Below are 22,232 nucleotides of genomic sequence, written 5' to 3'. Positions count from 1 at the left end.
CAAGCTCGGCCGCCCGGCGCGCCCGACCACGATGTCCGATCCGACGACGCTAACCGGCGGCACTGACAATCCAGCTCAAGCACGACTCCCCGCGAGCCGGGCCCGCGCTCAGCCCAGGTCCGGAACGGTCCAGTCGATCGGCGTGTGACCCTGCGCGGCGATCGCCTCGTTGATCTGCGTGAACGGCTGGGAGCCGAAGAACTTCCGCGCCGACAGCGGCGAGGGGTGCGCCCCCTTCACCACCGCGTGCCGCTCGGTGTCGATGAGCGGCAGCTTCTTCTGCGCGTAGTTCCCCCACAGCACGAAGACCGCCGGGTCGGGCCGCTCGACGACCGCGCGGATCACCGCGTCCGTGAACTTCTCCCAGCCCTTGCCCTTGTGCGAGTTGGCCTCGCCGGCCCGCACCGTGAGCACCGCGTTGAGCAGCAGCACGCCCTGCTCGGCCCACGGCATCAGATAGCCGTTGTCCGGGATCGGGGTGCCGAGCTCGGCCTGCATCTCCTTGTAGATGTTCCGCAGCGAGGGCGGCGTCTTCACGCCGGGCCGCACCGAGAAGCACAGGCCGTGCCCCTGCCCCTCGCCGTGGTACGGGTCCTGGCCGAGGACGAGCACCTTGACCTTGTCGTAGGGCGTCGCCTCGAGCGCGGCGAAGACCTGCTCGCGCGGCGGGTAGACGGGACCCTTCGCGCGCTCCTCCTCGACGAACTCGGTGAGCTCCTTGAAGTAGGGCTTCTGCAGTTCGTCGCCGAGGACGCCGCGCCAGGACTCGGGCAGCATCGCGGTGTCGGTCACGTCAACAACCTCCGGGGTACGGGCACATACACGCCCGCGCCCCACCCTGCCGGGGACGCGGTCGCCTCCACACCCAGAAACCTACCGGCGCCCACTGACAATCGACGCCCGCGCCCGGTTCACCAGCTCGTCTTGCGGTGCAGCTCCCACATCATCATGATCGTCGACGGGTCGAGGGCCCGCTCGCCGCCCGAGATCTCCTCGCTCGCCGCGATGTACTGCTTGCCCTGCCACAGCGGCAGCAGCCGCGCGTCCCGCACCATGACGTGCTGGGCCTGCTCGAACTGCCGCGCCACGGCGCCCCGGTCGCTCTGCTTGCGGGACAGCGGAAGCAGCTTGTCGGTGATCTCTGGCGAGACGTACGGCGTGCTCAGGGCGTTCTTCTCACCCACGAAGGGCGCGATGAAGTTGTCCGCGTCGGGGAAGTCGGGGAACCAGCCGCGCCCGAACACCGGATACTCCCCCTTCTTGTAACCCTGTTCGAACGGCTTCCAGGGGCGGCTCTTGAGCGTGACCTTGAAGAGCTTCGACGCCTCCAACTGCCGCTTGATCTCGGCGAATTCGGGCGCCGTGGCGGAGCCGTAGCGGTCGGAGGTGAACCAGAGCGTGAGCGGGACGGGGGCGGTGATGCCCGCCTTGGAGAGGATCTCGGCCGCCTTCGCGGGGCTCGGGTCGTTGAACTCGTCGAAGAAGTCGGTGGTGTGGCCCGCGAGGCCCCTGGGGACCATCGAGTACAGCGGTTCCACGGTGTTCGCGTACACCTTCTCCGCGATCGCCCCACGGTCGACGACCTGGGCGACCGCCCGGCGCACCGCCCGCTTGCCCGCCCACGGGTCCTTGGGGTTGAAGACCAGATAGCTGATCTCCATGCCCGCGCCCTCGACGAGTTGCAGGCCGTCGACGCCCTGCTTGTCCTGGAGCTTGACGATGTCGTCGGCCGCGAGACCGCGGTAGGTCGCGTCGATCTTCTTCGCCTTCAGGGCGCCGACCATGGCGGACGACGTCTTGAAGTAGCGGATCGTCACCGCGTCGTTCTTGCGGTCCGCGAAGCCCTGGTAGTTGTCGTTGCGCACGAGTTCGGCCTTGCTGCCGTCGGCGTACGACCGGAGCACGTACGGCCCCGAACCGGTCACCTTGCCGTCCGTGCGCGCGGACGTGGCCGGGTACGCGGACGGGTCGACGATCGACATGGCCGGAGTGGAGAGCACGAACGGGAAGGTGGCGTCCGGCTTCGTGAGGCGGAACGTTACGCCTCGCTCACCCTGCGTCTCCACGCGGTCGAGACTGCCCAGCAGCCCGGCGGGCCCGCCGCTCCCGCCGACCCTACGGACCCGGTCGATGGAGTACTTCACGGCCTTCGCGTCGAGCGTGTCCCCGTTGGAGAACTTCATGTCCTCCCGCAGCTCGCAGTGGTAGACGCGGTTGGCGGAGTCCTCGAATCGGCACTGGGCCGCGTCCGACTGCGGTTCGGCGGCGCCCGACGGCAGCGACACCAGGGTCTGGTAGACGTTGCGGAACAGCTCCCACGAGCCGTCCCAGGACATCGCGGGGTCCAGCGTGCTCGGCACACTGGTGGTGCCCACGGCTATGGGCCGCTCATCGGAGCTCTCGCCCGAATTCACCAGCCCGCACCCGGTGAGCAGGGTCATCGACGCCAACGCCGCCCACGCGCGAGGGGCAGGGAAACGGTTGAACACGCGCTCGCTCCTCGATCGGCCATGCCAGATCGGCAGACAATATCGCAGCGCCCCGCCGGTTCAACTGGGTTGAAACAACGGGGCACTTCGCGAGCGGGACCCTTTGTGGAACGTTGTCGCGCAACGCCCGGAATCTCACCTCGGGGCCGGTCGGCCCCGAGGAGCTGTTCGGTCCTATTCGACGCCGGCGTTGAGGAACTTGCCGCCGTCGATGACGAGGTTCTGCCCGGTGATCCAGCCGGACTGCTCCGAGGTGAGGAACGCGGCGGCGCCCCCGATGTCCTCCGGCACACCGAGCCGGCCCATCGGGTACGTGGCCGCGACCTCGGCCTCCCGGCCCTCGTACAGGGCGGTGGCGAACTTCGTCTTCACGACCGCCGGGGCGATCGAGTTGACCCGCACCTGCGGCGCGAACTCGTGCGCCAGCTGGAGCGTCAGGTTGACCATGGCGGCCTTGCTGATGCCGTACGCGCCGATGAACGGCGAGGCGGAGATGCCCGCCACGGACGCGATGTTGACGATCGCACCGCCGTTCTCCCTCTGCCACGCCTTCCACGTCTGCTGCGCGAAGCCGAGCGCGGAGACGACGTTGGTCTCGAAGACCTTGCGCGCCACGTTCAGGTCGAGCTCGGCGATCGGGCCGAACACCGGGTTCGTACCGGCGTTGTTGACGAGGAAGTCGACGCGGCCGAACGCCTCCATGGTGCGCTCGACGGCGGCGGCCTGGTGCGCCTCGTCGTGCGCCTTGCCCGCTACGTAGATCGCGCGGTCGGAGCCGAGGGCCTCGACGGCCTCCTTGAGGGCGTCCTCGCCGCGTCCGGTGACGCAGACGCGGTCACCGCGCGCGATGAGGGCCTCGGCGATGCCGTAGCCGATGCCGCGGCTCGCGCCCGTGATGAGCGCGACCCTGCCGGAGGGCTCCGGAAGTTCGGAAGTCGTCATGTCCATGTCCCCCGGCCTCAGTTGAGCGGGCCGCCGGCCACGTACATGACCTGGCCCGAGACGAAGCCGGCCTGCTCGCCGGTGAAGAAGGCGATGGCGTTGGCGATGTCCGCCGGGCGGCCCACGCGCTGCACCGGGATCTGGGTCGCGGCAGCGGCCTGGAAGTCCTCGAAGCCCATGCCGACGCGCTCGGCGGTGGCCTTGGTCATCTCGGTGACGATGAAGCCCGGAGCCACGGAGTTGGCGGTCACGCCGAACTTGCCGAGCTCCTTGGCGAGGGTCTTCGTGAAGCCCTGGAGACCGGCCTTGGCGGCGGAGTAGTTGACCTGGCCGCGGTTGCCGAGCGCCGAGGACGACGACAGGTTCACGATGCGGCCGAACTTGGCGTCCACCATGTGCTTCTGGACGGCCTTCGACATCAGGAACGCGCCGCGCAGGTGCACGTTCATGACCGTGTCCCAGTCGTTCGCGCTCATCTTGAACAGCAGGTTGTCGCGCAGCACGCCCGCGTTGTTCACGAGGATCGTGGGGGCGCCGAGCTCCTCGGCGATGCGCGCGACGGCGGCCTCGGTCTGCGCCTCGTCGGAGACGTCGCAGCCGACGGCAAGGGCCTTGCCACCGGCGGCGGTGATCGCCTCGACGGTGTCCTTGCAGGCGGCCTCGTCGAGGTCGATCACGGCGACGGCGCGGCCCTCTTCGGCCAGACGGATCGCGGTGGCGGCGCCGATGCCGCGCGCGGCTCCCGTGACGATCGCTACGCGCTGCTCAGTGGTGGACATGCTCTTCGGTCTCCTCGCCCTAGAGGTGCGGCCGCTCCGCCCGGTACGGGTGAGCAACCGCTTAGTACCCTGTGCGTGCGACGCTAGAAGCCCTGGCACCCGGTGTCAACGTACCCACCAGGTGCGACTGATCACTAGGGGCTCTCGACCTGGGCGTTCAGCGCACCAAGAGACCGAGGAGGCGCTTCGCCTCGGCGGCCGGATCCGTGGTCAGGCCGGTGTGCACGGGGCCGGGCTGCACCACGGTCGAGCGCGGTGCGACGAGCCAGCGGTAGCGGCGCCCGGCGTCGTCCTGCGCCGCCTGGCCCGCGTCGGCTCCCCCGCGGCAGTGCCGCTCGACGGCGTGCAGCACGGCGCGCACGCCGGTCACGTCCACCTCGGGGTCGAGCGCGAGCAGCCGCTTCTCGTCGAGGTGGGTGAGGGCCGTGACGAAGGACTTGGCGCGGCAGTACACGACGACACCGGCGTTGATCTGCTCCCCGCGTTCGACACTCGGCACGACGCGCAGCAGGGCGTACTCGAAGACATGGCGCTCGGTCATCGGGCCGCTCCCTCGGTCACCCAGCCGGGCGTTCCGGCGGGTCGGGCGCCGGCCGCGGGCAGCGTGACGCGTTCATGGATCGTGGCGGCACGCGCGCGTAGCGTCTCCACGTACGCGCGCCGCACCGCCTCCGGGGTGTCGAACCCGGGCTCGTCCGCGAGCCACACATCCGGTACGTCTGCGACGGCCGCGGCGATCACCTCCTCCGTCACGAGCGGCGCGAGCTCGGCCGCGGCGGCGGAGACCTCGGGCCCGAAGCGGGCGAGGGCGTGGTCGCTCGCGTCGTAGGGCTTGTCCGCCCACGCGTGCGCGCCGCGCCAGTTGTGGTGCCAGATCATGCTGGCGCCGTGGTCGATGAGCCACAGCTCGCCGCCCTGGACCAGCATGTTGGGATTGCGCCAGGACCGGTCGACGTTGTTGATCAGCGCGTCGAACCAGACGATCCGGCCCGCCTCCACCGGATCGACGACGTACGCGAGGGGGTCGAAGCCGAGCGCCCGCGGCAGGAACCGCATGCCGAGGTTGGTGCCGCCGCTGCCCTTGAGCAGTTCCTGCACCTCCTGGTCGGGCTCGCCGAGGCCGATCACCGGGTCCAGTTCGAGCGTGACGAGCCCCGGCACACGAAAGCCGAGCGCGCGCGCCAACTGGCCGCAGACGACCTCGGCGACGAGCGTCTTGCGGCCCTGTCCCGCGCCGGTGAACTTCATGACGTACGAGGTGAGGTCGTCGGCCTCGACGAGACCGGGCAGCGACCCGCCTTCCCTCAATGGGGTGACATAGCGGGTCGCGGTGACTTCGGTGAGCATGCGCACAGGTTATGAGATCAGGATGACGTTGAACGTCCAGGGATCACCGTACGTACCTCAGGAAAACCCCCACGGGATCCAGCACGTCCCCTCGACCCGACCCACCGATGAAGGGACCTTCACCTCATGACCGCTTCTCAGGAGCCCGCACCCACGAGCCACGTTCCGACCCGGCGCACCGTCGTCACGGCGGTCGGCGCCGTGGGGATCGCCGCGGCGCTGAGCGCGTGCGGCAGCTCGGACGACGACACGTCACAGCCCGCGGGCAACGCGTCGTCGGGCGGCGGCGAGAAGAAAGGCAAGGAGATCGCCAAGACCGCGGACATCCCGGAGGGCGGTGGAAAGGTTTTCGCGGACGCCGGAGTCGTCGTGACACAGCCCGCGTCGGGCGAGTTCAAGGCGTTCACCAACATCTGCACGCACCAGGGATGCAAGGTGAACAAGGTCGCCGGCGGCACCATCGACTGCCCGTGCCACGGCAGCAAGTTCTCCATCAAGGACGGCAGCGTCGCGCACCCGCCGGCCACGCAGCCCTTGGAGGAGATGAAGCTCAAGGTCAGCGGCGACTCGATCGAACTCGCGTAGCCGCTGCGTCCTTAAGGGCGCTAAGGGCACATAAGGGCACTAAGGGCGCTTCCACGCGGCGAGCACGTCCGGTGTCGCCGTCACGGTGGCGACCAGGGCGAGCGTGTTGTCGATCATCGCGGGGGTGTAGTCGGCGGGTACCCCCGCGATGGCGTCCCGCGGCACGACCACCGTGTAGCCGAGGTTCACGGCGTCGAACACCGCGTTCGGGATGGCTACGTTGGCGGAGACACCGGTGACGACGAGCGTGCGGCAGCCGAGGTTGCGCAGCAGCGGATCGACGTCGGTGCCGGAGATCGGCGAGAGCCCGTGCAGCCGGCGTACGACGAGGTCCTCGTCCGCGACCTCGACGGGCGGGGCGACGCGGACGGCGTCGGTGCCCGAGAGCTGTTTCACGGGGAGGCGCTCGGCGGCGCGGAAGAGGCGGGCGTTGCGGCTCGCCCCGCGGCCGTCCGGGCGCCGCTCCGCGACGGCGTGCAGCACCTGGACCCCGCTCTCGTGGGCGGCGGCCACCAGTCGTGCCACGTTGGCGAGGGCCCCCGACGCCCGTGCTTCCTCGGCAAGTTCAGGTAGGGCACTGTCGGCGCCTACGACGCCCTGCTGGCACTCGACGGTCAGCAGCACGGTGCTCGCCGGAGCGAGCAGTCCGGCCAGTTTCTCGCGCTTCTCGTTCGACGGCACGACCGCCCCCTGCCTGTCGGTTTCCGGGCTGCTGGAGGGTAGCCACCATTGCGTGTACTGGGAAGAGGTCGCATGCTGCCTTCCTGATACCACGTCAGCCGGACCACAGGCATGCCCGATTGACGTCGGATGCCGGACAAGGGAGTCCCTATGACCACCGCCACCCAGCGCTGCGGCCGGAAGATCATGATGTCACCCGAGGAGCGCGACGCGTTCCTCGCCGAGCAGCGCACCTGCCGCGTCGCCACGGTGTCCGCCGACGGCACACCGCACGTCAGCCCGCTCTGGTTCGCCTGGGACGGCACGTCGCTGTGGCTGTACTCACTCTCGCGCAGCCGCCGCTGGGCCGACCTGCGGGCCGACGGCCGGGTCGCGGTGGTGGTCGACGCGGGCGAGGAGTACGGGGAGCTGCGCGGCGTCGAGCTGTCCGGGCGCATGGAGTTCGTCGGCGAGGCCCCGCGCACCGGCGAGCCGTGCCCCGAACTCGACGCCGTAGAGCGGCTGTTCGCACACAAGAACTTCGGGCTGACCGAGATGGTCTACGACGGCCGGCACGCGTGGGCGCGGCTCACTCCGGACAAGATCGCGTCGTGGGACTTCCGGAAGCTGGCCCTGTAAAGCCCCTCCGGCGATTGAGGAGCGGGGTCCGGGGCGGAGCCCCGTGACGGTGACCTCACCCTTCGGCGAGCCGCCCAAGGTCCGCCCCCACCTTCTGAAGAGCCCGCACCGCCGCGCGGATCGAGGGCCGCCGGTCCGCGTCCGCACGCCACACGACGTACACATGACGCCGCACCTTCTGCCGCACCGGAACCGTCACCACGCCCTCGGGCATCGGGTCGCGGCCGAGCAGCGGCGCGACGCACACCCCCAACCCGGCCGCTACCAGGCCGAGTTGGGTGTGTGTCTCGGCGGCGCGGTGAGCGACCTGCGGCTCGACTCCCTTGGCGCGCAGCGTGAACATCAGCCACTCGTGGCAGAACTCACCCTGCCCCCAGGTGATCCACTCGTCGTCCGCGAAGTCCTCAAGTCCGACCTCCGCGCGCCCCGCCAGCGGATGACCGGCAGGCATGGCGATATCGGCCGGGTCGTCGAGGATGCTCGCCTTGACCAGGCCTTCCGGCATGGGCATCGGCTTGTTGTACCAGTCCAGCACGACGGCGAGGTCGAGATCCCCGCGGATCACCTCGGCCACCGCCGCCTCGGGCTCCAACTCCTGTGACCGTACGCGCAGTTGCGGATGCTCGGCGCGCAGCGCGGCGAGCGCGGCGGGGAACAGTCCGCGGGCGGCCGTCGGGAACGCGGAGAGCCGCAACTCCCCCGCGACCTGCCCGCGCTGCGCCTCCAGGTCGGACTGCGCCAGCTCGACCTGCGAGAGGATGCGCGCCGCGTGCTCCGCGAGCAGCCGGCCCGCGTCGGTGAGCCGCACGCCGCGCCCGCGCTTGGCCAGCAACTGCTGTCCCGCCTCACGCTCCAGCTTGGCCATCTGCTGCGAGACGGCGGACGTGGTGACGTGCAGACCCTCGGCCGCGCCGCTCACCGATCCGTGCCGGGCCAGGGCGTCCAGGACCCGCAGGCGCTCCAGGTTCAACATGTAAGTGATGCTAATCGGTACCCGGAAAATAATCTCGCTTGTGCTACGAAGAAGCGGGGAGCCAATCTGGACCCCATGAGCACGACGACCGCTTCCCGAGCCACCGCGGCTCCGCCCACCGCCGCCGCCCCGCGGCCCACCCTCGACTGGCGCGTCCGCTTCGGCGTGCTCGCCCTCATCTGGGGCTTCAGCTTCCTGCTCATCAAGGTGGGCACGGAGAGCTTCGCCCCGCTCCAGGTCACGCTCGGGCGCCTGCTGTTCGGCGCGGCGGTCCTGGTCGTGGCCATGATCGTGAAGCGTCAGCGGCTGCCCCGCGGGGCCCGCACCTGGGGACACCTGGCGGTCGCGGCGCTGTTCCTGAACGCGCTGCCGTTCTCGCTCTTCGCGTTCGCCGAGGAATCGATCCCGTCGACGCTCGCCGGGATCTGCAACGCGACGTCGCCGCTGTGGGGCATGGCGCTCTCGATGGTCGCGCTCTCCGAGGACCGGCCCACGCGGCGCCGGGTGGCCGGCCTGGGCATCGGCTTCCTGGGAGTCCTGACGGTCCTGGGCGTCTGGCAGGGCTTCCACGGCCTGGACGTGGCGGGCACGGCGATGGCGCTCCTCGCCTCGCTCTGCTACCCGATCGGCTGGATCTACGTCCGCCGCACGCTCGCGAACACGGGCGAGTCGAACGTGTCGATGATCGGGGCGCAGCTGCTGCTCGCGACCGCCCAACTCGCGCTCGTCACCCCACTGTTCACCTCCTGGCCGACCCACTTCTCTGTGGTCCCACTGCTCGCGATCGCCGCACTGGGCGCGCTCGGCACGGGCGTGGCGTTCCTCATCCAGTACGGACTGGTGGCCGAGGTCGGCCCGACGACCGCGCAGATGGTCACGTACTTCGTCCCGGTCATCGCGACGGCGGCCGGCGTCGCGGTCCTCGGCGAGCCCCTGTCCTGGTCCACCCCCCTCGGCGCAGCCATCGTCCTGGCAGGCGCAGCCCTCACCCAGCCACGCCGAAAGCCCTGACCCTCACGGGCCCCCTCTCCACCCCACACCTGGGCAATCCCGACCGCCCCCGCCTCCCCACCCCGCACGCCCCCTCACAGTCGGCCGCCCCCGCCTTGGGCAATCTGCCGCCTTGGGCGGCAGGGTGGGCAAGGCGGCACCCCGGTGCCGCGCGCCCATGACGACTGGCGCCGCCCCGGCACACCTCAAAAGCCCCGGCGCCGCGCAACGGAACCCAGAAGCCCCACCCCGACACGGCACCGCACCCCGGTCCACCGAACCCTCACGCGTAATACCTCCGCGGAGCGGCCCGCACCGCCGCCACCACCGCATCCGCCACCACCCCGATCTCCTCAACCCCCAACCGGGACACCGTGATCCGCACCCCCGGCCCCGCCTCCATCCGAAACCGCGCCCCCGGCGCAACCGCCCACCCGGCATGCAACAACCGCGCCACCGCCCCGGTCTCATCCGGCACCGGCACCCACACGTTCATCCCGCTGCGCCCATGCGCGACCACCCCCCGCTCAGCCAGCGCGGCGACCAACGCGTCACGCCGCTCCCCGTACGAGGCCGCGACGGCCCCCGCGTCCACCGCCCCCGCCTCCCACAGCCCGGCGACCGCCCGCTGCGTGATGCGGCTGACCCACCCCGGCCCGAGCCGCTGCCGCCCCCGCACCCGGTCGACCGTCCCGGCGTCCCCCGTGAGCACGGCGAGCCGCAGATCGGGCCCGTAGGCCTTCGCCACGGAACGTACAAACGCCCACCGCCGCGTCGCCCCGGCGAGCGGATGCAGCGCCAGATCGACGATGCCGTGGCCGTGGTCGTCCTCGATGAGCAGGGTCTCCGGATGCGCGCCGAGGATCTCGCGCAGCGCCTTCGCCCGGCTCCGACCCACCGCGGCCCCGGTCGGATTCTGCGCCCGGTCCGTCACCACGATCGCCCGGGCCCCCGCGCCCAGCGCCCGCTCCACATCGTCCGGCAGCGGCCCCTCGTCGTCCACCCCGACCGGCACCGTCCGCAGCCCGAGCGCGGGCACGAGGTCGAGCATGCTGCCCCAGCCGGGGTCCTCCACGGCGACCGCGTCCCCCTGCTTGAGGTGCACCGCGAGCACCCGCTCGATGGCGTCGAGCGAACCGGACGTCACGGTGACGGGCCCGCCCGGCACCCCGTCTGCGTCGAGGTCGGCCCGCGCGCGGCGCGCCAACCACGGCTCCAAGGAGTCGTCCCCGTACAGCACCGGATCCTTGTCGGCGACGCCCGCGGCCGCCGTGAACGCCTCGACCAGCGAGGGCAGCAGCGCGGTGTCGGGATTGCCGTCCGACACGTTCCGCACCCCCTCCGGGACGTCCACGCGGATGGCCTCGCGCGCGGTGATGACCGGCTTCGGACGCACCCGGCTGCCGCGCCGCCCGGCCGTCTCGATGACCCCGCGCTCACGCAGCGACCGGTACGCGGCCGCGACCGTATTCGGATTCACCCCGAGCCGATCCGCCAACTCCCGCATGGGCGGCAGAAGTTGACCCGGCTCCAGGTCACCCGCGATGACCCCGCGCTCGACGCTGGCACAGATCTCTGCTGCGCGACGCCCACTGATCCGATACTCTCCTAGCACAAAGAACACTATGTACTAGTGCAATGGAGTTCGCAACATGAGCGTCGCCCAGGACGTCCCCCAGGAAGAGTCGGCCGCCTCCTACGCGCCCACGGACCGCACGACCCCGACCCGCGCCAAGGAGCGCGCGGCGTACGACCACGCCCTGGTGCACTCGATACTCGACGAGACATACATCTGCCATCTCGGCTTCATCCGCGACGACGCCCCCGTCGTGCTGCCCACGCTCTACGCCCGCGTCGGCGAGCGGCTCTACGTGCACGGCTCCACCGGCTCCCGCCCGCTGCGCATGGCGGGTCAGCAGGACCCGGGCATGCCGGTCTGCGTGACCGTGACGCACGTGGACGGCCTGGTGCTCGCCCGCTCCGCCTTCCACCACTCCATCAACTACCGCTCCGTGGTGGTGCACGGCACCGCGCACCAGGTCACCGACGCCGAGGAGAAGCGGCTCGCCCTGGACGCGCTCGTCGACCACGTGGTCGAGGGCCGCGCCGCCGACTCGCGGGCCGCGAACGCCAAGGAGCTCGCCGCGACGGCCGTGCTCCGCATCGACCTCTCCGAGGTCTCGGCGAAGATCCGCGCGGGCGGCCCGAACGACGACCCCGAGGACATGGACCTGCCCCACTGGGCGGGCGTCGTCCCCGTACAGCGCGGTTACGGCGAGCTGCTCCCCTCGGACGACCTCGCCGACGGCATCGATGTTCCTCCGTACCTCAAGGCGCTGTGATGCTGATCCATCCTTGGGATGCGGCGCGCGACACCACGGAATGGCAGCAGTGGCTCGCCGCCCACGACTTCGGCCAGCTCGCCGTCAACGGACTCGACGGCGAACCCCCTTTCGTGCAGCCCATGCACTTCGCGTACGACCCTGATGGCGCGGGTGAGTACGGCGAGGTGGTCGCCCACCTCGCCCGCCCGAACCCGCTGTGGCCCGCGCTCGACGCCAACCCTGAGGTGCTGCTGAGCGTCGTGGACGACTACGCGTTCGTGCCGGGCCCCTGGCAGGCGCCGCCGGACGTCCCGCCGGAGCACGGCACGCCGACCAGCGTCTACGCGGCCGTCCAACTCCGCTGCACCGCGCGCGTGGTGGACGACCCTGAGGAGAAGGCCCGGCTCCTGAACCGGCAGGTGGGCCACTTCCAGGCGCCCGGCCTCTCGGTGCCGGTGGCCGCGGGCGAGGCCCCGTACGGCCGGATGCTGCCGGGGATCCGGTGCCTGCTGCTCGAAGTGACGGACGTACGCGCCAAGTTCAAGTACGCGGGGCACAAGCCCGAGGAGGTCCAGGACAGGATCGCGGCGGGCCTCGCCGAGCGCGGCGACCCGCGCGACGCCGCCGCCCTCGCCACGCAGCGACGGCGGCGTCACCAACCGGTGTAACGGCTCAGGCGGTCGACCGGGCCTCCGCCGCGGCGAGGCCCGTCACCGCCGCCAGCATCAGCGCGGTGCCCGCGACGGTCGCCGCGGTGAGCTCCTCGCCGAGCAGCGTGACCGCGATGACGGCTGCGCCGACCGGTTCGAGCAGCATGATCACGGAGACGGTGGCTGAGCGCACGGCCGCCGCGCCCGCGAAGTACAGGGCGTAGGCGAGCGCGGTCGGCACGGAGGCGATGTACGCCAACAGGCCGAGCACGGCGAGGTGGTGGCCGGTGTGCGGCACCAGGCCCTCCACCGCACCGAGCGGCAGCAGCACGAGCGAGGCGACCGCGAACGTGCCGACGGTCGTGCCGAGCCCGTTCCCTCCCCCGCCGTGCCGCCCGAACCACCGGGTGAGCAGCGTCATCACGGCGTAACCGGCCGCGGACAGCAGCGCCCACACCACCCCGAGCGGACGCGCCGTCGCGCCCCCGCCGCCGAGGACGAGGACGCCGAGCCCGCCGAGCGCACCGGCCACGGACAGCAGCCCGCCCAGGCCGAGCCGCTCCCCGAGCAGCACGCGCGCCCCGACCGCGATCAGCACAGGCCCCGCGCCGAGCGTGACCACGGTGCCGACGGCGAGCCCGGTCGCCTGCACCGCGGCGAAGTAGGCGGTCTGGAACACGGCGAGCGAAAGACCGAGCACGCCGAGCCGGACGGCCTTGCGACCCCGCGTCTCGGACGACACCGGTGCAGGCGTACGCCGCAACGCCCGCACGGCGACGAGCAGCAACAGCCCGCCGGCGCAGCGCCAGAACGACAGGGCACCGGCCCCCAGGTCACTGTCCCGGAACACCAGCGAGGCGGCGGCCCCCGCGGTGCCCCAGGCGACACCGGCGACGACCAGATACACCAGGCCGCGGGCGACCGGCAGTTGACGTACAGCCCCAGAAGAGCCGGATGCACAAGCAGAAGCAGAGCCGGACACAGAAGCAGAGCCGGATACAGCGGCGGAATCAGCGGGCGCGGCTGCGCCCGCCTTGACGACATGCGACACGTGACACTCCACGGAGAACGGCCCTCCGGACACGCCGGGGGCCAGGAACACGGACCGTCGTGAGCGGACGGCCGTGTCCCTCCGGGAAGTGCCGCCCGCGGCAGGGCCATGCACGGCACCGGGGATCACTTAAGGCAGCACGGTTTCGACCGGCACCCTCAGGTGGCGGCCCCACAGTGGCGAGATCCCCGGCGGACCGGGCCCGGCCACGACGGCCGGGCAGCCCTCAGACGGCCGGGGGCGGGAGGACGAGCGCGCGTGCGTGCATGCCCGGCACCTTAGACAGCCCCGCCGGAGCGCGACAACACATTTTCCGGAGCGGCGTCGGACGGCGCGGGCGGCGTCGCCGCGGGCTTCGACGACTGTGCGATGAACGCCCCGACGAGGACCATCGCCCCGCCGAACAACTGCGGCCCCGACAGGTGCTCCCCGAGCATCACCCAGGCGAGGACGGTCGCGACGACCGCCTCCAGGCAGGCCACGACCCCGGCCACCTGCGGCGAGAGGAGCCGCACCGACACCACACCGGTGAGGTACGCGACGACCGTGGCGAGCAGCACGATCCAGCACAGCAGCAGCCACGCGGGCACCGACGTGCCGTCCATGGAGGCGCTGCCCGCGAGCACCGACCAGTCCATGCCCCAGGGGCGTGCGACGACGGTGAGCAGCACGGCCCCGATGAGCAGCCCGTACGCGATCACACCGAACGGGTCGGGCACCTCGGCCCCGGACTCCGCCGCGTCACCACCGTGGTCGGACAGGACGAAGTAGCCGACCTGGCAGCAGGCCGCGCCGAGCGCGAGCAGCAGGCCGAGCACGTCGAAGCCGAGCCCCGACCACACCTCGACGACACAGGCGAGGCCGGCCACGGCGATCACGACGCCGACCGCGGCGGCGCGCGTCACGGGCTTGCGCTGCACGAAGCGGACCCAGCCGAGTACGAGCGCGGGCGCCAGATACTCGATGAGCAGGGCGACACCGACGGGGATGCGGGAGATCGCGGCGAAGTAGCAGGCCTGCACGCCCGCCACCGCGAGCAGCCCGAATCCGGCGAGCAGGGCGGGCCTGCGCAGCACGAGCGCGCGGTGCCGCCAGGCGACGGGCAGCATGACCAGGGCGCCGCCCGCGACGCGCAGCCACACCACGTGGAGCGGGTCGAGTCCCGCCTCGATCAGTGGCTTCGCCGCCACCCCGGAACCGCCGAACGCGAGAGCGGAGAGGAGGGCGAGGCCCAGTCCCATGCCGCGCCCGCGGGTTGCCTGCTTCCCCGAAGACCCCATTGACTCGTGCACGGGCACATCATGGCAGGGAGCGTCAGGACCGTCACCCCCATTGACCCCTGTCTCACGGGATGGACGCCGACACCCCTGGGCGCCTCGTACACGGCTTCAGTTGAGCCGCTGGCGCAGCCGCTCCACATCGACGCCCGCCCGGCCGAGCACCTCGACCGCCCTGCACTCCACGTCCGCCGTGAGCGCGGCGAGCACGTCGACGCCGCGCGCCCGCTCGTCCCCGCGCGCCGCGGCCCGCTCCACGCCCGCCTCCATCGCTGCGGCCGCGACGGGCGACCAGCCGGGGGCGGAGGGCACGAGGGGAACGGCGCCGGAGTCCTCCACCGACCCCTGCCAGCGCAGCCCGTACCCGATGCTGCGCTGCACGAGATAGCCGAGCAGCCGCGCCACCTGCGCGCCCTCGGGGAACGCGGCGCGCACGTCGGGATCCGTCTCGAGGAGGGAGTGCAGCAGGTGCGCGGTGTCGATCTGCCGGTCCCCGTCCCGGACCGCACGCCGGCGCGCTCCCGCGACGACCGCCGCGAGCTCGTCGCTGAGCTGGGCGGCTACGGGTTCGTCGCTGGTGGGGCCGATCGCATCGGCGTCGGACGGGGTTGAGCTATGCACACTCCCCACCCCATCAGCGCGGATCCCGCGGAACATCCACGGTGAGGAGCATTCTCATGTCCGACACAAGTTGGGCACTGATCAAGAACATCTCCTCCTTACGGATGAGTTCGAGCCACCCGTCCCCGAGGGGTCCGAAAAGCTTCACCACAGAACTGACGGTTCATCAGTATTGAATGTTCGAGGCCACGCGGCTACTTTCCGCGACGACGCGACACCGAAGCCCGTCATGGCTCTCGACTCAAAGGGGTGGCCACATGGCCGAAGTCAGCGCGGAAGCACGCATGGAAGCGCCCGCGGAGAAGGTCTGGGCACAGCTCACCGACTTCTCTTCGTACGGGAAGTGGAACGCCACCCACACCGACTTCCCGAAGGGCGGGCCCGCCTCGCTGGAAGTGGGCGGACAGTTCGAGGAGAACATGAAGCTGATGGGCTTCCCGGCCGAGGTCAACTGGACCATCGAGGAGCTCGAGACCGCCCGCACCTTCGCCATCAGGGGCAAGGGCCCCATGGGCGTGAACCTGTTCATGCACTACTCGCTCGCGCCGGACGGTGACGCGACCACGGCCCGCATCAGGGGCGAGTTCACCGGAGCGGCGGTCTCGCTGATGGCGGGCAAGCTCAAGGACTCGGCGACGGCCGCGCTCGACGAGTCGCTGCGCAAGCTGAACGGACTCGTGACCTGACCCTTCGTACGTACTACGTACGTAGAGGTACACGAAGAGGCGCCCCGCACCTTTCGTACGAGGCGCCTCTTCCGCGCCCTGTGGCCTGTCCGGGCCCGCACGGGGCTCAGTCCTCGTCGGCGAGGATCAGGTACAGCTTCTTGCGCGCGTCATTGATGACGGAGATCGCCTTGTCGCGCTGATCCTTGCTGCCGGTCTTCCAGACCTGACCGAAGGCCTCCATGAGGCCGAAGCTCGCGCTCCGGATCTCGTTCATGGCCTCCCAGTCGACGCCGCGACCGGCCTCCTCCCAAGGGGCGTCGGGCCCCTCTTCGGCGGCGGTACGGCCGTCGTCGGTGAGCGAGAAGAGCTTCTTGCCGCCCTCGCTCGCGCTGGAGATCAGGCCCTCGTCCTCGAGCAGCTGAAGCGTCGGGTAGACCGAGCCGGGGCTCGGCTTCCACGCGCCGCCGCTGCGCTCGGCGATCTCCTGGATCATCTCGTAGCCGTGCATCGGGCGGTCCTGCAGCAGGGCCAGGATCGAGGCGCGCACGTCACCGCGCCGCGCCCGTCCGCGAGGTCCGCCGCCGCGACCGCCGCGCCCCCAGGGGCCGGGGCCGCCGGGGCCGCCGAAGCCGGGCCCGAAGGGCCCGAACGCCGCGCGCCGGCCCTCGAAGCCGCCGCGCTCGAATCCGCCCCCGCCGTGGCGGCCGGGGCCGAAGTTGCCATGTCCGTGTTCGTGTCCGTGGTTACGCATGGGAATCAGTCCTTTCACAACTGATCGCGGTTTACTTTGAACGCGATCATCAACCGATCGCGATGCCTCAACGATATATCGGGACTGTTCGGATGGCAAGCCCCTGAGGATTCCTGGAAGTCAGGCCACCCGCGCCGGATTGGCCTTGGGCGGTTGTCAGTGGGGGCAACTACCGTCTCTGACATGCGTATTCGTATCGTCGACGCCTTCACCGACCGGCCCTTCGCGGGCAACCCCGCCGGCGTTCTGCTCCTGGACGCCTTCCCGGACGACGCGTGGCTCCAGAGCGTCGCCCTTGAGGTCAATCACGCCGAGACCGCCTTCGCGCACCCTCTGCCCGAGGGCGGGGACGCCGACTGGGCGCTGCGCTGGTTCACGCCCGCGACCGAGGTCGACATGTGCGGGCACGCGACCCTGGCCACCGCCCACGTACTGCACTCGACCGGGGTGACGCACGGCCCCGTGCGCTTCGCGACGCGCAGCGGCGTGCTCGTGGCGACACCCGGAGAGGACGGTTCACTCACCCTCGACTTCCCGACGGCGCCGCTCACCGAGGAGCCCGTCCCCGCGGGGCTCGCCGAGGCCCTCGGCGCCGAGCCGCTCTCCGTGCACGACACGGGCCCGTCCGTCGGCGACCTGGTCGTGGAGCTCGCCGACGAGAAGGCCGTGCGGGCGCTCACCCCCGACCACAAGGCGCTCGTGGGCCTCTCCCGGCGCGGCGTCATCGCCACCGCCCGCGCGGAGGACCCCTCCCGGGGCTACGACTTCGTGTCCCGCTGCTTCTTCCCGGGCGTCGGCATCGACGAGGACCCGGTGACCGGGAGCGCGCACACGGCGCTCGCCCCGTTCTGGGCGGCGCGTCTCGGCCGTGAGGAGCTGACCGGACTACAGGCCTCCGCCCGCGGCGGTCTCGTACGCGTCGCCCTGCGCGGTGAGCGCACGCTCCTGACCGGCCATGCGGTCACGACCATCGAGGGCGAACTGCACGCGTGACCCGGGCTACGCGGTGGGCAGCCAGCCCACCTTGCCCGCCAGCACCGCGTATCCGACGAACGCCCCGATGTCCAAGAGGGAATGGGCCACCACCAGTGGCCCGACCCGCCCCCAGCGCCGGTACAGGAAGACGAAGACGACGCCCATCGCGAGGTTCCCGAAGAACCCGCCGATGCCCTGGTACAGGTGGTACGAGCCGCGCAGCACGGACGACGCGACGAGCGCGGTGCCCGGCGTCCACCCCAACTGCCCGAGCCTGCGCAGCAGATACCCGACGACGATGACCTCTTCCAGTACGGCGTTCTGCACCGCCGAGAGGATCAGCACAGGGAACTTCCACCACACGTCGGGCAGCGCCTCCGGCACCACCGTGAGGTTGAAGCCGAGGCCGCGCGCGGCGAGGTAGAAGGCGATCCCGGTGCTGCCGATGACGGCCGCGACCGCGGCGCCCCGCCCCGTGTCGAACCACGGACGCTTCCGGTCGAAGCCGATCGTGCGCAGCCCCTCGCCCTCCCTGAGCAGGAAGTGCGCGACGAGCGCGACCGGCACGAGGGCGCTCGCGATGCCGAACAGCTGCCAGGCGAGGTCGAGCCACGGGCGGCCGGGCGCCGCCGAGGCGTTCATCGTCGCCGCCTGGTCCTTGAGGCCGCCGGGTTTCGTGACGGAGCCGACGAAGCTGATGAGCGCGGACACACCGCTCGCACCGAGCGAAAGCCCCAGAACGAGCAGCGTCTCGTCCCGCAAAAAGCGCCGTGAGAGCCGCCCTTCGGGAGAAGAACCGGGCATCGGTTCCGCCTCCACCTGCACACCTGCCTCCAGTTGACTAATCCCGCCGCATCCGTCACAGCGTCCCGCTAGGGTCCTTCTGACGGATCTTGCTGGAGTCGCGGGCCCTGGCACGCACATCTGCGGCGCACGTGGCGGCCACCCGCACCCAGCCTGACCCGTCAGAAGGACCCTAGGATCTCGAATGCAGGTACGAAGATCGCGTGCGACAGGCCGAGGGGGCCGAGGCGACGCAATTCGGCGCACCGCTCCCCTCCGCCGCTCCACCGCTTATACCGCAACTGCCTTTGTGGCTCAGGGAGGGGCTCCACCGCCATGGGACGTCACAGCAGCATGCCCGACGAGTACGGGACGGCCGCCACCGCACCCCGTCCCCGTTCGCGCGGCCGGACCGTGGCCATCGTGACCGCCCTCGTCGTCGTGGCCGCGGCGGGCACGGCCGCGGTGTTCCGCCCCGAACTGATCGGCCTCGGCGGCGAGTGCGCGGACGAGGTCCACCTCGATGTGGTCGCCTCCCCCGACATGGCCCCGGCGCTGCGCGAGGCGGCGGAGCGCGCCCGCAGGGAGAAGGTCACCTCCGACGGCAACTGCCTCGACGTCGCCGTCACCGCGCGCGACGCGTACAAGGTCGCCGACACCCTGCGCGCAGGCAAGGGCGCGGCGCACTACCAGGTCTGGGTGCCCGACTCGGACGTCTGGGTGCAGCGCGTTACGACGGGCACCGGGGACACCAAGGTCACACCGGCCGGCAACGTCGCCTCTTCACCGATCGGCGTGGGCATGGTGCCCGGAGCCGCGAAGTCCTTCGGCTGGCCGCGAAAGACGTACACCTGGGCCCAGTTGACGGGCGCCGCCATGCGGGACGACAAGCTGCGCCTGGGCGCCGCCGACCCCTCCCGCAGCGCCAGCGGACTGCTCGCGTTGACCAAACTGGCGGCCACCTCCAAGAAGGGGGACGGCACGCAGGCCGCCTCCATGGCCAAGAGCCTCTCGCAGCGCACGTCCGACAGCGACGCACAGCTCATGGACACGGTGCCGCGCGACGACTCCGGCACCGAGCAGGGCAACCCGCGGCGCAATGAGGCGCTGATCCTGTCCGAGCAGGCGGCGTACGCGCACAACAAGGAGGCGGGCGAGGCGGGTTCGGTCGACCTCTTCTATCCGAAGGACGGCTCGCCCACCCTCGACTACCCGTTCTCACTGGTCGGCGAGGACAAGCTGAGCACCGACGAGAGCCGCGCGGCCGTCCGCTTCATGACGCTGCTCGGCGCGCCCGAGGGCCGCTCGATCCTGGAGAAGCACGGCTTCCGCACCGACAGCGGCCGCTCCCCCGCGACGATCGTCTCCCGGGCCGGCGGCCGCTCCCCGCAGCCGTACGCGCGCGTGGCGGCCAAGGCGCCCTCGGAGGAGCAGCTCGAGGAGACCCTCGGCATGTGGACGATCACGGTGCAGAGCGCCCGCATCACGACGGTCGTGGACGCGTCGGCGTCGATGGGGAACATCGTGCCCAGCCGCGGCGAGTCCCGCATGGAGGTGACGAAGGCGTCGATGCTGGCGGCCCTCTCCACGTTCACGCCGGAGGACGAGATCGGCCTGTGGGAGTTCTCCACGTTCCTCGACGGCGACCGCGACTACAAGAAGCTCGTCCCGACCGAGCGCCTCGGCGACCACGTCGGCTCCGGCACCCGGCGCGACCGCCTGTCGGCCGCGTTCACCGCGCTGAAGCCGGTGCCGGGCGGGGCGACGGGCCTGTACGACACCACGCTCGCGGCCTACAAGGAGGCCACGTCCTCCTACAAGAGCGGCAGGTTCAACGCCGTCGTGGTGGTCACGGACGGCGTCAACGAGGACCCGGGGTCGATCTCCCGCGAGAGCCTCATCAAGAAGCTGGGGAACCTCGCCGACCCCGCGCATCCCGTCCCGCTGATCGTCATCGCCGTGGGCCCCGACACCGACAAACGGGAGGTCGAGCAGGTCGCCGCGGCGACGGGCGGCTCAGGACACCAGGTCAGCGACCCGGCGGACATCCAGCAGGTCATCCTGAAGGCGATCATCGAGGCGGGCGCGAAGGGCAACTGAGCCGGTCGACCGGTCCCTTCAGCGCAGCGGAACGGCCGGCGCGGGCAGCCCGACCGGCCAGTCGTGCACCGGCTCGCCCCGGTGCATCAGCTCGCAGTACCGGCGCGTGGTCGCCGCGAGCGCCGCGTCCCTCGCCAGACCGCTCTCCAGCGCCCGGTGATACGTCGCCGACTGCCACGCCGCACCGTTCATCCGCAGCCGGCACCGCTCCTCGATCACCCCCAGATACAGGTCCCGGTCGGCCGGCTCCACGCCCCACGCGTCGAGCCCGGCCGCCGCGAGCGGCAACAGCTCGTCCCGTACGAGGTTCACGGCCGGCACCCGCTCGGTGCCGCCGAACCGGCCCCTGCGCGGCCACTCCAGGCGCGCGTCGATGCCGTACCGGCAGGCGGCGTCGAAGTTGCGTGCGGCGGCGGCGAAGGGGAGCCGCGACCACACCGGCCGGGACTCCTCGGCCAGGGCGCGGACGACACCGTAGAAGAACGCGGTGTTGGCGATGACGTCGGTGACGGTGGGCCCGGCGGGCAGCACCCGGTTCTCGACGCGCAGGTGCGGGACGCCGTCCGCGATCCCGTACACGGGGCGGTTCCATCGGTACACCGTGCCGTTGTGCAGGACGAGTTCGGCGAGGCTCGGGGTGTCGCCCTTGGCGAGGACGTCGAGCGGCTGCTCGTCGTCGAGGATCGGCAGCAGCGGCGGAAAATACTTCAGGTTCTCCTCGAAGAGGTCGTACGCGGAATCGATCCAGCGCTCCCCGAACCAGGTGCGCGGCCGCACGCCCTGCGCCGCGAGCTCCGGCGGCCGGGTGTCGGTGGACTGCTGGAACAGCGGCGGCCGGGACTCGCGCCACAGCTCACGCCCGAACAGGAAGGGCGAGTTGGCGCCGAGCGCGATCTGCACGGCGGCGACCGCCTGCGCCGCGTTCCACACATCGGCGAACCGCCCCGGCGTCACCTGGAGGTGCAACTGCACGGACGTGCACGCGGCTTCGGGGGCTATCGAGGAGGACGTGCAGGTCAGCCGCTCGACGCCGGCGATGTCGAGCACGAAGTCCTCGCCGCGCGCGGCCACGATCCGGTCGTTGAGCAGGGTGTAGCGGTCGACGTCCGACAGGTTCGCCGAGACCAGGTCGTCCGCGCTCAGCGTCGGCAGAATGCCGATCATCACGATGCCCGCGTCGACCTCGTTCGCCTTCCGGTGCGCATATCCGAGCCCCGTGCGCAGTTCCTCGGCGAGCTGATCGAGAACGCGGCCGCCGAGCCGGTGCGGGGCAATGTTCACTTCGAGATTGAACATCGCGAGTTCGGTCTGGAAATCGCGGCTCGCGATGCGCTCCAGAACTTCCGCATTCATCATTCTCGGCAGCCCGTCGGGCCCGGCGAGATTCAGCTCTATCTCGAGCCCCATGAGATTCTGCGGACGGTCGAAGCGCTTCTCTTCCAGCAGTCTCCCGAACCCCTCCAGGCACTCCTTGAGCTTCTCCCGATAGCGCCGCGGGTCGGCCAGCCCGACCGCCTCCGCAACGACCTTCTCCCCCATGGAAGCGTCCCTCCTCGCACGGGCGACCCGTTGCTGCTCCGTCCCGGCCGCGTGTCACGGTGGATGATGCCCCGGCAATGTGATCCATA

At 71.1% G+C, this 22,232-nt stretch carries 23 protein-coding genes; 8 read left to right on the top strand and 15 right to left on the bottom strand.

Translation table 11 applies throughout. The annotated features are described in order from the left end of the window. Positions 1-108: 108 nt before the first annotated feature. The 6 genes from ACP4E5_RS36790 to ACP4E5_RS36765 form a co-directional block, all read right to left on the bottom strand. On the bottom strand, positions 109-792 hold the full coding sequence (locus ACP4E5_RS36790; RefSeq protein ID WP_425836506.1) for a uracil-DNA glycosylase: 684 nt from the start codon (positions 790-792) through the stop codon (positions 109-111). Positions 793-911: 119 nt separating this feature from the next. Beyond that, positions 912-2,489 (bottom strand): ABC transporter substrate-binding protein, encoded by a 1,578-nt coding sequence (locus tag ACP4E5_RS36785; protein WP_425836503.1) that lies wholly within the window; start codon positions 2,487-2,489, stop codon positions 912-914. Positions 2,490-2,663: 174 nt separating this feature from the next. After that, positions 2,664-3,431, bottom strand: a complete 768-nt coding sequence (locus tag ACP4E5_RS36780) for an SDR family oxidoreductase (protein ID WP_425836500.1) — start codon at positions 3,429-3,431, stop codon at positions 2,664-2,666. Positions 3,432-3,448: 17 nt separating this feature from the next. Beyond that, the gene (gene fabG / locus ACP4E5_RS36775) at positions 3,449-4,210 is read right to left on the bottom strand and encodes a 3-oxoacyl-ACP reductase FabG (RefSeq protein ID WP_425836498.1); all 762 of its coding nucleotides are present in this window, start codon (positions 4,208-4,210) and stop codon (positions 3,449-3,451) included. 157 nt (positions 4,211-4,367) lie between these two features. After that, positions 4,368-4,751 (bottom strand): DUF3037 domain-containing protein, encoded by a 384-nt coding sequence (locus ACP4E5_RS36770; protein ID WP_425836496.1) that lies wholly within the window; start codon positions 4,749-4,751, stop codon positions 4,368-4,370. Next, positions 4,748-5,557 (bottom strand): HipA family kinase, encoded by an 810-nt coding sequence (locus tag ACP4E5_RS36765; protein ID WP_425836493.1) that lies wholly within the window; start codon positions 5,555-5,557, stop codon positions 4,748-4,750. The genes ACP4E5_RS36770 and ACP4E5_RS36765 overlap by 4 nt, the downstream gene beginning before the upstream one ends. Before the next feature lie 126 nt (positions 5,558-5,683). On the opposite strand from ACP4E5_RS36765, the gene ACP4E5_RS36760 reads away from it, so the two are divergent. Then, positions 5,684-6,142, top strand: coding sequence for a Rieske (2Fe-2S) protein (locus ACP4E5_RS36760; protein WP_425836491.1), 459 nt, complete (start codon positions 5,684-5,686; stop codon positions 6,140-6,142). Positions 6,143-6,181: 39 nt separating this feature from the next. Here the strand turns inward: ACP4E5_RS36760 and ACP4E5_RS36755 are convergent, their stop codons facing one another. Then, positions 6,182-6,823, bottom strand: a complete 642-nt coding sequence (locus tag ACP4E5_RS36755) for a cysteine hydrolase family protein (protein ID WP_425836489.1) — start codon at positions 6,821-6,823, stop codon at positions 6,182-6,184. Positions 6,824-6,973: 150 nt separating this feature from the next. Here ACP4E5_RS36755 and ACP4E5_RS36750 point away from each other — a divergent pair, with 150 nt between their 5' ends. After that, positions 6,974-7,441, top strand: a complete 468-nt coding sequence (locus tag ACP4E5_RS36750; protein ID WP_425836486.1) for a pyridoxamine 5'-phosphate oxidase family protein — start codon at positions 6,974-6,976, stop codon at positions 7,439-7,441. 55 nt (positions 7,442-7,496) lie between these two features. Here ACP4E5_RS36750 and ACP4E5_RS36745 read toward each other — a convergent pair whose 3' ends face one another. Beyond that, positions 7,497-8,414 (bottom strand): LysR family transcriptional regulator, encoded by a 918-nt coding sequence (locus ACP4E5_RS36745; protein ID WP_425836484.1) that lies wholly within the window; start codon positions 8,412-8,414, stop codon positions 7,497-7,499. 75 nt (positions 8,415-8,489) lie between these two features. Between ACP4E5_RS36745 and ACP4E5_RS36740 the strand changes: the two genes are divergently transcribed. Further along, positions 8,490-9,425 carry a DMT family transporter gene (locus ACP4E5_RS36740; RefSeq protein WP_425836481.1) on the top strand — a complete coding sequence of 312 codons (936 nt, stop codon included), beginning with the start codon at positions 8,490-8,492 and terminating at the stop codon, positions 9,423-9,425. Between the two features lie 262 nt (positions 9,426-9,687). Here ACP4E5_RS36740 and ACP4E5_RS36735 read toward each other — a convergent pair whose 3' ends face one another. Then, positions 9,688-11,019, bottom strand: coding sequence for an aminotransferase class I/II-fold pyridoxal phosphate-dependent enzyme (locus ACP4E5_RS36735; protein ID WP_425836478.1), 1,332 nt, complete (start codon positions 11,017-11,019; stop codon positions 9,688-9,690). Between the two features lie 37 nt (positions 11,020-11,056). Between ACP4E5_RS36735 and ACP4E5_RS36730 the strand changes: the two genes are divergently transcribed. Together ACP4E5_RS36730 and ACP4E5_RS36725 are read left to right on the top strand one after the other, a co-directional pair. Next, positions 11,057-11,746 (top strand): pyridoxamine 5'-phosphate oxidase family protein, encoded by a 690-nt coding sequence (locus tag ACP4E5_RS36730; protein ID WP_425836475.1) that lies wholly within the window; start codon positions 11,057-11,059, stop codon positions 11,744-11,746. Beyond that, on the top strand, positions 11,746-12,396 hold the full coding sequence (locus ACP4E5_RS36725) for an FMN-binding negative transcriptional regulator (protein ID WP_425836473.1): 651 nt from the start codon (positions 11,746-11,748) through the stop codon (positions 12,394-12,396). The genes ACP4E5_RS36730 and ACP4E5_RS36725 overlap by 1 nt, the downstream gene beginning before the upstream one ends. Before the next feature lie 4 nt (positions 12,397-12,400). Here the strand turns inward: ACP4E5_RS36725 and ACP4E5_RS36720 are convergent, their stop codons facing one another. The 3 genes from ACP4E5_RS36720 to ACP4E5_RS36710 form a co-directional block, all read right to left on the bottom strand. Then, positions 12,401-13,285 (bottom strand): DMT family transporter, encoded by an 885-nt coding sequence (locus ACP4E5_RS36720; protein ID WP_425836470.1) that lies wholly within the window; start codon positions 13,283-13,285, stop codon positions 12,401-12,403. A 422-nt stretch (positions 13,286-13,707) separates the two neighbouring features. After that, the gene (locus ACP4E5_RS36715) at positions 13,708-14,727 is read right to left on the bottom strand and encodes an EamA family transporter (protein ID WP_425836467.1); all 1,020 of its coding nucleotides are present in this window, start codon (positions 14,725-14,727) and stop codon (positions 13,708-13,710) included. Between the two features lie 90 nt (positions 14,728-14,817). Further along, complete coding sequence (locus ACP4E5_RS36710; protein ID WP_425836465.1) at positions 14,818-15,363, bottom strand: Clp protease N-terminal domain-containing protein; 546 nt, start codon at positions 15,361-15,363, stop codon at positions 14,818-14,820. Between the two features lie 221 nt (positions 15,364-15,584). Between ACP4E5_RS36710 and ACP4E5_RS36705 the strand changes: the two genes are divergently transcribed. Next, entirely contained in the window at positions 15,585-16,013 is a 429-nt protein-coding gene (locus tag ACP4E5_RS36705; protein ID WP_425836462.1) for a type II toxin-antitoxin system Rv0910 family toxin, read from the top strand. Positions 16,014-16,119: 106 nt separating this feature from the next. On the opposite strand, the gene ACP4E5_RS36700 is transcribed toward ACP4E5_RS36705, so the two are convergent. After that, positions 16,120-16,746, bottom strand: a complete 627-nt coding sequence (locus ACP4E5_RS36700) for a PadR family transcriptional regulator (protein ID WP_425836459.1) — start codon at positions 16,744-16,746, stop codon at positions 16,120-16,122. Between the two features lie 183 nt (positions 16,747-16,929). Between ACP4E5_RS36700 and ACP4E5_RS36695 the strand changes: the two genes are divergently transcribed. Further along, positions 16,930-17,739, top strand: coding sequence for a PhzF family phenazine biosynthesis protein (locus ACP4E5_RS36695; RefSeq protein ID WP_425836456.1), 810 nt, complete (start codon positions 16,930-16,932; stop codon positions 17,737-17,739). 6 nt (positions 17,740-17,745) lie between these two features. On the opposite strand, the gene ACP4E5_RS36690 is transcribed toward ACP4E5_RS36695, so the two are convergent. Further along, complete coding sequence (locus ACP4E5_RS36690; RefSeq protein WP_425836453.1) at positions 17,746-18,525, bottom strand: CPBP family intramembrane glutamic endopeptidase; 780 nt, start codon at positions 18,523-18,525, stop codon at positions 17,746-17,748. Between the two features lie 315 nt (positions 18,526-18,840). Between ACP4E5_RS36690 and ACP4E5_RS36685 the strand changes: the two genes are divergently transcribed. Further along, the gene (locus ACP4E5_RS36685) at positions 18,841-20,604 is read left to right on the top strand and encodes a substrate-binding and VWA domain-containing protein (RefSeq protein WP_425836451.1); all 1,764 of its coding nucleotides are present in this window, start codon (positions 18,841-18,843) and stop codon (positions 20,602-20,604) included. 18 nt (positions 20,605-20,622) lie between these two features. Here ACP4E5_RS36685 and ACP4E5_RS36680 read toward each other — a convergent pair whose 3' ends face one another. Next, positions 20,623-22,143, bottom strand: a complete 1,521-nt coding sequence (locus tag ACP4E5_RS36680; protein ID WP_425836449.1) for a glutamate-cysteine ligase family protein — start codon at positions 22,141-22,143, stop codon at positions 20,623-20,625. Positions 22,144-22,232 lie beyond the last annotated feature (89 nt).

This window comes from Streptomyces fractus (assembly GCF_049844455.1).
In the GTDB taxonomy this organism is placed as follows: Bacteria; Actinomycetota; Actinomycetes; order Streptomycetales; family Streptomycetaceae; genus Streptomyces; species Streptomyces fractus.
Note: the sequence above shows the minus strand (reverse complement) of the source record. Positions and strands in the feature narration are given on the sequence as shown.